Here is an 8,855-nt window from a genome sequence, read left to right on the forward strand (position 1 = left end):
TCACCCGCACGGTGTCGGCAACCCGTCCGGGGGATTGCTCTCCACGGCGGCCGACAGAGCAGAGCGCCTACCGCCCGGAAACCCGGGAGTCCGCCGGCTCGGACCCGCAGAGTGCTGCGCGCACGGTCATGGCGGCGTGGTCGCTTAGGCCCTCTTGGCGGGGGTCGTGAAGGTAGGAGCAAGCGGTCAGGAGATGTCGGTGGCGGCTGGTGATGAAGGTGTGGTCGAAGCGGTAGCCGTTGCCTGTCCGGCCGAACCAGCTGTGCTCGACGACGTCGGGGTTCAGGTGACGGTAGGCGTCAGTGAAGCCTGCGGCGGCGAACGCGCGGTAGAAGTCGTACTCCCACGCACCGAAGACCGCGTGATGGGGCCGGTGGCCGGGCTCGACCACGTTGAGGTCTCCCGCAACGAAGACGAGGTGCCGCCCCGTCTCCTCGGCAAGCTGCCGCAGGGTGGCGGCGACAGATGCCTGGAAGGCGCGCTTGTCTTCGTTGCGGCGCTCTCGCGGTCCCCGGGAGGGAACGTACAGACCCACGAGGGTGACGGTGTGCGCGCCGATCGTCAGCCGGGCGGCGGGGGCGCGGTGTGGAAGGAAGACGACGGGGGAGGGGAGGCTGGTGAGGTGGGGCAGTCGGGTGGCGAGAACGGTGCGGTAGTCGCCGCGCGAGGCGGGGGAAATCAGCCCCCGGTATCCGGCCCCGGAGAGAGCCTGCACAAGGGCGGTTCCGCCAGGGCCGGCGCCGACTTCGGTCAGCACCACGGTGTCGGCGTGTTCCTGCGATGCGAGCCAGGCGACCTGGGCGCGGGAGCGGACTGGCGAAGCGCTCTGGACGTTCCAGGTGAGGATCCGCAGAGACCCGGCCGCGGTGCCGGGGCGGTCTCCTTTCAAGTTCTGAGAATGGTGGGCGGCCGCGATCACCTCATCACTCTCCTCCGCCTGGGCTGCTGCGAGTCCCGGCCCGCCGCTTTTCATTCCTCGGAGGTAGGGGCGGCAGCCGGTGAAGGCGACTGGACAGCGTTCCGGGGCTGGGGCTATCGCCTCGGGTGCTGCCAGTCGCCGTCAGCCAGCCGAGGGCCAGGGCAGTTTCGTCACCAGGGGCCACATTTCGCAGTAGCGGGCGGTCTTGGTCTCGTAGATCTCGCGGGGTGCGATGCTGGTCGGGCTGGGCCGCAGGGTGAGGGCGAAGAGGTCGTCGAACCCGTGGGTCGCGTGCACCGTCAGCCGGCCGGAGTCGTCGAGCCGCATGGCGACCGAGCAGCATGTCGCCGCGAAGCTGGAAACGGCGTGCTCGAGGTCGCGGTAGGCGGGGATGGGCTTGCCGAACTTGGCCTCGTACCAGAGGTGGACACGGGCCTGATTGCGGGGTTCGAGGTCGACGCCGAGGCCGTGGCAGGCCTCCAGGCAGCGCTTGATGACCACGTCCTCGGCCTCGTAGGACAGGTCTTGGTCGTCGAAGAAGAACAGGTCGAGGTCGCGGATACCGTAGTGGAGGTCGGAGTGCCCGGAAGCGGTGTTCCACACGGTCTGGAACAGCGCCCCGGCGGTGAGGTACCAGGGCGGGAGGTCCAGGTCGGCCAGGCGCTCCAGAGTCGCTCGGATCCGCGGATTGCGCAGCACGGTCGCGGCGAAGGCCTGTGCCTGGCGGTCGGGGCTGGCGGTGCTCAGTGCCGGGAAGTCCGCGCCGGTTGGCGGCCGGTACTGGAGTGCGGCCGCGTAGTCGAGGAGATGCACCCGTCTGACCCTGCCACATCAGGGGGTGCCCCAGGCTCTGGTTGAGCAGATTTCACTCGTCGGCACAGGGGTCCCCTCTCTGTCGTGCGGGGTCTGGTCAGGGCGCTATTGCAGGACAGTCGTGATGGCGGAGTGGTCACTGATCTTCTGGCTGCGGATGGTGTGTTCGAGGCGGCAGGCGCGCACGGACGGGGCGAGGTTGGTGCTGAGCAGGGTGTGGTCCAGACGCTGGCCGCCCTGGGGCCCATGCCAGGTCGCCTCTGCCCCGTCGGGGTTGAGGTGCCGGTAGGCGTCGGTCAGGCCCAGGGCGAGGAGCTCGCTGTAGAAGGTGTAGTCGTGCTGCGCGAACAGGTCGCAGGGTGGCTGGTGGCCGGGTTCGAGGACGTTGAAGTCGCCTGCGATGGCGATCGGCACGTCGGGGTTGGCCTTGAGATGGTCGTGCAGGGCGGTCAGGACCTGTTCCTGGAAGGCGCGGCGGCGCTGGCTGCTCTCGGCGGTCATGCCGTTGGTGAGGGAGTACAGGCCGATGAGGTCGATCGGCCCCAGGTGGGTCTCCAGGCGCACGGCGGTCATGCGGGGCGTGGAGAACGACAGCGCCACAGGAGCGTTGGTGTAGCCCTTGGTGGCGACCACCACGGCGTAGGCGTAGGCGTCGTCGGGGTCACGGTCGCGGAGGCGGACGGTGTAACCGCTGGCCTCCAGATCGCTTACGAGCCGGTGGGCGCCGGGGCCGAAACGGACTTCGCTCAGGACCAGGACGTTGGCACCACTCTCGTACAGCCAGGACAGCAGCCGCTGGGTGCGGGCGGTGGGGGCGCCTTCGACGTTGGCCGCGATCAGCCGTAGTTCGCGGTGAGCGAGGTCGTCCGTGACAGCGCCGGGTCCGCTGCCGAACAGCAGGCCTTGCGCGGGATCGAGGTGGTTCACGGCGTGGCCTTTTTCGGACGGTCAGCAGGGCCGCAAGGCATGGAGTTGTTGCAAGGTCGCGGCGAGCTGATCGGGGCGCATCCGCTTGGCGGCCCGTTCCTGTGGCGCTTCGTTGGCCGAGCCTCGGACGGTGAAGGAGGAGGTGCGGTCGGTGTCGATGATGCAGAAGCTGTCGGCCGTCGCTGGCCCGCGCAGCACGAGGGAGACGGTGCCGGTGGTGGAGAAACCCGCGTATCTACGCGGGACCGGACGACCCGGCCACCAACTAGATCACCGGCGGCGTACCGAGTTCCAGCCTGTCCTGCGCGTTCCGCTGTGTGCCCCCGAGTTCCCGGCCGCGCCGCGTTGAACGCTCAATTGGCGTGAGCGGACCATCCGTACGCCACTTCCGCGTGAGTTGGCGGTATCCACCAGGCTGCCGAGTTCGGCGGTGTCGGCCCTGCTGCCGGTTGGCTAGAAGAGGTGGGTGTGCATGTGTTGCGTGAGGTTCTCGAGGATTTCGCGCAGCCATGGGCTGCGAGCTGCTGATAGCCGGACCAGGGTGTGCTGGAATGCTCCGCGGTCGGCCCGGAAGAGGTGATCGGGTCGTGGTGCGGGCGGGTCGTCGCGCAGGACTCCGTCGGGCATGCGGCCTGATGCGGGGACGGGTAGGTGCGGTTCGGGGAAGGTCAGCCATAGCCATATCCCGAATGGCAGTGGCACCCGGTACGCCCGGTCGGCCCGGTCCGCCGCATCAGCCGGGGCCCAGACTTCCCCGGTCTGGGGGTGGGCCGGTACGAGGAGGATGTCGGCGTCCGTTTCGGGGGCGGGCTGTGCCGGTCCGGCCAGGACGGCGCGCCGCGTCGGCGGGCCCGCGGGTATCAGGGCGTCGAGGGCGCGTTGGAACACGTCGCTGGTCAGGCCGTCCGGGACGCTCACTGGCCGGCCTTCCGAGGCCGCCAGCAGGTGGGCGAGCGCCCGTCCGGCTGCGGCCTCCCACTGCGGGCTCCACGACCACCAGTGGTTCGACCAGTGGCCCGCCCCCATCCGCGATCCCCATGTGGCGATCGGCTCGAACGGGGGCGTGCCCTTCCCCTGCGCCATCAGCTCCGCCCAGGACAGCGGTGCGGCGTCGGTGTCGCCAGCGGGGAGGCAGCGGACGGCGTTTGGGGCGAGCCACACCGCCTGCCAGAGCGAGCAGTCGTCGATCCTGCTCGCCACGGGCAGGCCACACGCCGCGCAGGCCATGTTGGGGCCGTCCGCCCCGTCGAGGCCGCAGCAGTAGCCGCCGCCTTTCTCCGGGATCAGCCGGGTGTTGCGGGTTTCACCGGGTGCGATGACGACCGCACCGGGCGCGCCGTCGGACAGGCCGGGGACCGGCGCGTAGATACCGCGGGCCGCTGCCTCGTCCGGATCGATCTCCTCCCACCTCCGCCACGGCGGCCCCCAGGGCTCCGGGTCCACGGCGAACGTGCCCGGCTCCATCAGCACCGGGAGCTGAAGCCCGTTCCCGTACGTCTGATGGGCGTGGGCCGGCAGGGCGACCGGGGACAACGGGGTGGTCAGCTCGGCGCCGCACCCCGCACACACGAAAACGAACAACCGTCCTCCGCTTGAGAAACAAAGGCCATCGTGCCAGGTCAGCGGCGGCACGCCAACATGTTTTCGTCCCAGAGGCCCGGAGCGCCGTGACGGTATGGGCATCAGTTCCAGCGCGAACTGGTGCCGGCTGATGGCTGGGTATCACGGCGACATTGTGTGCTCCGGTACTTCCCGAACGATCAGGTTCGGCTCCGGCAACCGCACGCTTTCCCAGCCTCCCCAGTGGTCAGTCGGCTGCGGGGCTGGAAGCGGTTTGGTCCGGCGCGCCGGAGGGGGCGGCCAGGATTTCCCGTAGAGGTTCGAGGTCGTCGGCGAGCTGACGGAGCGCGCCTTGCCATACGCGCACTTCTTCCGCTGCGGTCAGCTCGAATGCCACGTGCCCTGCTGTGGCGTCGATACGGCAAGGGCCGGGCGTGCCATTGGCTGCGGAGTAGGAGACGGGTGTGAAGCTCAACTCAGGTGCGGGGAAGCGGAGGGGAACTTCCAGGTAGGCGCCGTCGCCCATGTGGAAGACGTCTTCTGTGCTTTGGATGCTTGTGTCCGAGTGATCGCCATTGCACCACTCGGGGTGTGTGATCGCGGCCATGATCTTCTCGGTGAGGAGGGTGCTCATGATCCCAGGATGTCGGTCGGCCCGCCGCTGCGAGTGGAAGCGACAGGCAGGCGTCAACCGAACAGAGGAACAATCCTCTAGAGGTGGTGGCGTGCTGTGGCCGAGGTTGCGCTGCCGTCGGCACGCCCAGGTGTCGATGCGGTTCGGGCGCTCATGCCGAGTCCTCGTTCTGCGCGCCGTACGGGCGACTTCCGTCTCCTGTCAGTCCCGGACGAGTACGAGAATGGCTGTCGGTGTCACAAGCCGTATGAGGCGGCTGCAGGAGCCAGACGGCGCTTGAGGGGGGCCGGAGCGGGACCGTCAGAGCCCGCGCCGCCCACTTGTGCTTCGAACTCGATTGGTCTGGTTGCGTGAGGGTGATTATCGGCCCGATTCGGGAGGAACCCTTGGTGCTCTTGAGCATCGTCGCCCTCCACCTGGCGGGCATCGACGCTCGCCCGGTGGAGGGCCACGGCGTCCGGGGTGCGGTATGGCCGTGCCGGGTGCTGAGTCGGGCCGGCGACCTGGAGGGTGAACATCTGCCGGTACTCGCACACTGGCTCAGGCCCACTTGTAGAGTGCGAGTCTCCTCGTACGCCACACGCCTTTCATGGAGTTGCCGGTGTTAGCACTCGTTGCTCGCATCCCAGCAGTCGGTCACGGAGAACATTGCTTTCGGACTGGTGCGGAGGCGACCTGTGGCGATCAGTGATTCGGATATCTCGGACGTGCTTGCCGCCTACCTTGAGCGATACCCCGAAGAGTCCGAGCAGCTTTCCGAGCCACTGCGGATCCTGGACCAGGGCCGAGACTTTGCCTCCCGGCGGAGCTTCCCCATGCACGTGACCGTTGGCGCTCTCCTTGTCCGCGATGGCACCGAGATCCTGCTCATCGAACACCTCGCGTACGCGATCACTTTGCAGCCTGGCGGCCACCTCGAGCCGACCGACGCCACACTGATCGACGCGGCAGTACGTGAGCTGACAGAGGAGACCGGCATCGACCCTAGCCAGGTCTTCCCCGTCTCACAGGCTCCCGCCTATGTCGAATACGGTGGAGTGCCGGCCCGACCGGCGAAGGACGAGCCAGCGCACTACCACCTCGACATCGGGTTTGCCTTCAAGACTGCCGATGCCGAGGTCGGACGCATTCAGGAGTCCGAGGTGACCGGTGCCAGCTGGTACCCGTTGGCCCTGGCTGAGCGCCTTGTCGGACACCGCATCGCGCGAGCGATCACTGCGCCGGTCCAGACCGGCTGACCCCCCCGCCGAAGCAGCCCGCAGGTACAGCGCGCGCCGGTCGGGACTCCCGCCTCGTTATTCGCCTTCCTGCAGAACCGATCACGGGAATCTCGACGGTCGTCCTCTCGGCCGAAGTCCAGCCGCGCTGTGGGTTCGCTCATTCGAAGGACGGTTTGCTGTCCCGGCTTCGCTTGAGCTCGAAGAACCCATCCGTCCCGGCGACTATGACCAGGCCGTCCCAGAGCTGTCCGGCGGCCTCACCACGCGGGGCTTGCCTGAGCACGGGGCCAAACAGAGCCGTTCCGCCAACGCGGAGGACGGGCGTCCCGACGTCCAAGCCAACCTCGGTGAACGCCTCGTCGTGAGAGTCCTTGATCAGCTGATCGAATTCCGTGCTCTCGGCGGCCGACGCCAACGAGTCGGGAAGACCCGTATCGGTGAGGGCCTCGGTGATCACGGTGGGGTCGTCGCGTCGCCGTTGGTTGTGAAGCCGGGTGCCGATGGCGGTGTACAGAGGGCCGAGGATATCGTGGCCAGCGTGTTCGGCAGCGGCCGCGCAGACCCGCACTGAACCCCATGCTCTTTCCATCAGCGCGCGGTAGTCGTCGCTGAGTCCCTTGCCCTTGCGCTGTTCGAGATTGAGGTAGGCCAGCGACATGATCCGCCAGTCCGCGCGGACCGGCCGGACCTTCTCGACTTCCAGGAGCCAGCGCGAGGTGATCCATGCCCAGGGGCACAGCGGGTCGAACCAGAAGGGGGCCTCGGTGAGCTTCTGCTCTTCTTCTTTCATCGAAAACCGTCCTCTCTCGGAGCGGTTGTACGAATTCCTCTTGGGCCAGCCCGTCAGACGTCAAACAGCTCTGTTTGGACGGGCCGGTTGGCCTTGGCGGTGCGCCCTGCGGTCTTCACCAGGGCTGCGAAGTCGACGAGCTGAGGGTCCAGGTCAGCGGCGCGGACGAGGCGGAGGAAAGCCTGCGCGGTGACGTCGACGTCGGCGTAGGCACGGTGCCGGTCCGGCGGCTGCTGGATTCCGAAGTGGGCCAGCAGGGTGTCGAGCTTGTAGTTCGGCAGGTTCGGGATGAGGTGCTTGGCCAGCGGGATCGTGTCGAGGAAGTCGGTGCGGGCCAGTCTCGGGCAGTGCTCCGCCTGGTGGTGGATGACGCCCGCCTCGGTGGCCGCGTGCTGGGCCACCAGCAGGTACGGGGTGCCGGCCGTGAGCCGCCGGTCCAGTGCCCCCAGCACCTCGGCCGGGGTGGGGGCCTGATGAAGCTGCTCGGCAGTCAGGCCGGTCTGGGCGGTGTCCGCCGGCGTCACCGGGGCGTAGGCGGGTGGCCGGATGAGGGATGTGCTGCGGCCGGTCTCCTTCCATACGCCGTCCTCGCAGCGCAGGGCGAGCGCGGCGACCTCAATGGGCTGGGCCGGGTAGCCGGTGGGGGTCGTCGTCTCGAAGTCGATGACCACGTACGTCGTCGCCCGGAAAGCCGGGTCCTCGGTCAGGCCCATGCGCTCACCGCTTCCCGTAGGTTCCCTAGCGCAGCCCGCCCCGGGGCCTGCCTTCGCGCCGAGGCGAGTATGCCCGAGCCCCACCCGCCGTGGTGCGCCGTCACCGGTTGATGAGGCCGGTGACGGCCCGGGTCGCGGTCGGCAGGTCCGGCGCGTTCCAGCGCCGCTCGCCCGTCCAGGTCTCGCTGAGGGACTGGTACAGGTCCGTCATCACCGGCAGGTAGGCGGGTGGGAGCGCGGCGGGTCGCGGCCACTGGTTCCGGGGCACGCCGTCGGCGATAAGCCTGTTGACCGGGATCTCGTGTCCGGAGCTGACGTACCAGTCCCGCAGGATCTGTTTGCCGCAGTGCACGCCGTTGAACATCAGGCGGCTCTCGTCCGGCGTGCCGGGGCTGTCGGCGAGCATGAGTTCCTGGTCGCTCGTCATCAGGTACTCGACCTTGCCGTCGCAGTGGTTCAGCCCCACCTTGGCCGCGTGGCCGGTCAGCACCTCGTTGACTTTGAGGGTGATCTCGCGCAGGGCCCGGAAGTGTTCGCCGTCCAGGCCGGCGAGGCGCTGGGCCTGGCCGGGGGTGATGAACCGGTTGATGTCGTCCCGTGTCGTCGCGTACTCGATGAGCGGCTGCTCCAGCCTCTGGCCGACCGCGGGGACCTTGTCGAGTCCGACGTCGGCCGGGGTCAGTTCACCGGCGGCCAGCCGCCGGTGAACTGAGCTGCCTGGCGGGAGCTCGTTGCGGAAGAGGACCTGCAGGGGGAGGAGGTAGTTGCCGCAGTCCCGGGTCAGGGAGCGGGCGGCCGGGTCCGGGCGGCGCGCGAGGGTGACCTCGATCCGGTTCGGAGCGATGACCCGGCGGAAGTGGGTCCGTATGCCGGCCTCCTCCAGCATCGTGAAGTTGAAGACGGCCATGCGGCATGTCGCCTCGCCCTTGCCCGGGATCGAGTCCGGCATCCGGCCGTAGTGGAAGACGGAGTAGTGGTCCGTGTACGCGAAGACGCCGACGCCTTCCCTCGTCGCGGTGGGCGGTTCGACAATATGCAGGTCCTTGGTCGAGTTCAGGATGGGCATCATGCTCCTCAGCTCCGACAGCGACGCGCCGTCATCGGATGGGATCTGTGGATCGGGACGAGACGGTGACGCCGACGGGCGCCGCCCGCGTCCGCCGGGCCGCACCATGCCGCGCGGCATGGTGCGGTGTCCCGTGTTGACCGTCACCGGTATGTCGATGTCCTACCGCAAAACCACCACTCCGGTGTTCAGCGAGGTGGACTTCACCGTTCC

The 8,855-nt window shown here is 68.5% G+C and carries 10 protein-coding genes; 1 reads left to right on the forward strand and 9 read right to left on the reverse strand.

Going from position 1 to position 8,855, the window contains the following annotated elements:
- Window positions 1-67 precede the first annotated feature (67 nt).
- The 6 genes from AB0E98_RS26480 to AB0E98_RS26505 all read right to left on the reverse strand — a co-directional run bounded on the left by AB0E98_RS26480 (window position 68) and on the right by AB0E98_RS26505 (window position 4,853).
- Complete coding sequence (locus tag AB0E98_RS26480) at window positions 68-889, reverse strand: endonuclease/exonuclease/phosphatase family protein (RefSeq protein WP_361707120.1); 822 nt, start codon at window positions 887-889, stop codon at window positions 68-70.
- A gap of 171 nt (window positions 890-1,060) precedes the next feature.
- Window positions 1,061-1,732: a nucleotidyltransferase family protein gene (locus AB0E98_RS26485; protein WP_361707123.1), complete on the reverse strand. Its 672-nt coding sequence runs from the start codon at window positions 1,730-1,732 to the stop codon at window positions 1,061-1,063.
- A gap of 105 nt (window positions 1,733-1,837) precedes the next feature.
- Complete coding sequence (locus tag AB0E98_RS26490) at window positions 1,838-2,659, reverse strand: endonuclease/exonuclease/phosphatase family protein (RefSeq protein WP_361707126.1); 822 nt, start codon at window positions 2,657-2,659, stop codon at window positions 1,838-1,840.
- A gap of 21 nt (window positions 2,660-2,680) precedes the next feature.
- The gene (locus AB0E98_RS26495) at window positions 2,681-2,857 is read right to left on the reverse strand and encodes a hypothetical protein (RefSeq protein ID WP_361707128.1); all 177 of its coding nucleotides are present in this window, start codon (window positions 2,855-2,857) and stop codon (window positions 2,681-2,683) included.
- A gap of 255 nt (window positions 2,858-3,112) precedes the next feature.
- Window positions 3,113-4,240 carry a hypothetical protein gene (locus tag AB0E98_RS26500; RefSeq protein ID WP_361707130.1) on the reverse strand — a complete coding sequence of 376 codons (1,128 nt, stop codon included), beginning with the start codon at window positions 4,238-4,240 and terminating at the stop codon, window positions 3,113-3,115.
- A gap of 226 nt (window positions 4,241-4,466) precedes the next feature.
- Entirely contained in the window at window positions 4,467-4,853 is a 387-nt protein-coding gene (locus AB0E98_RS26505) for a hypothetical protein (RefSeq protein WP_361707132.1), read from the reverse strand.
- Between the two features lie 677 nt (window positions 4,854-5,530).
- On the opposite strand from AB0E98_RS26505, the gene AB0E98_RS26510 reads away from it, so the two are divergent.
- Window positions 5,531-6,091 carry an NUDIX domain-containing protein gene (locus tag AB0E98_RS26510; RefSeq protein WP_361707134.1) on the forward strand — a complete coding sequence of 187 codons (561 nt, stop codon included), beginning with the start codon at window positions 5,531-5,533 and terminating at the stop codon, window positions 6,089-6,091.
- Window positions 6,092-6,230: 139 nt separating this feature from the next.
- On the opposite strand, the gene AB0E98_RS26515 is transcribed toward AB0E98_RS26510, so the two are convergent.
- The 3 genes from AB0E98_RS26515 to AB0E98_RS26525 form a co-directional block, all read right to left on the reverse strand.
- Complete coding sequence (locus AB0E98_RS26515; RefSeq protein ID WP_361707137.1) at window positions 6,231-6,863, reverse strand: DsbA family protein; 633 nt, start codon at window positions 6,861-6,863, stop codon at window positions 6,231-6,233.
- A 53-nt stretch (window positions 6,864-6,916) separates the two neighbouring features.
- Window positions 6,917-7,576: a 3'-5' exonuclease gene (locus AB0E98_RS26520; protein ID WP_361707139.1), complete on the reverse strand. Its 660-nt coding sequence runs from the start codon at window positions 7,574-7,576 to the stop codon at window positions 6,917-6,919.
- 100 nt (window positions 7,577-7,676) lie between these two features.
- Window positions 7,677-8,642, reverse strand: a complete 966-nt coding sequence (locus AB0E98_RS26525; protein ID WP_361707142.1) for a phosphoribosylaminoimidazolesuccinocarboxamide synthase — start codon at window positions 8,640-8,642, stop codon at window positions 7,677-7,679.
- Window positions 8,643-8,855: the final 213 nt, after the last annotated feature.

This window comes from Streptomyces sp. NPDC037389, assembly GCF_040636475.1.
Classification (GTDB): domain Bacteria; phylum Actinomycetota; class Actinomycetes; order Streptomycetales; family Streptomycetaceae; genus Streptomyces; species Streptomyces hesseae.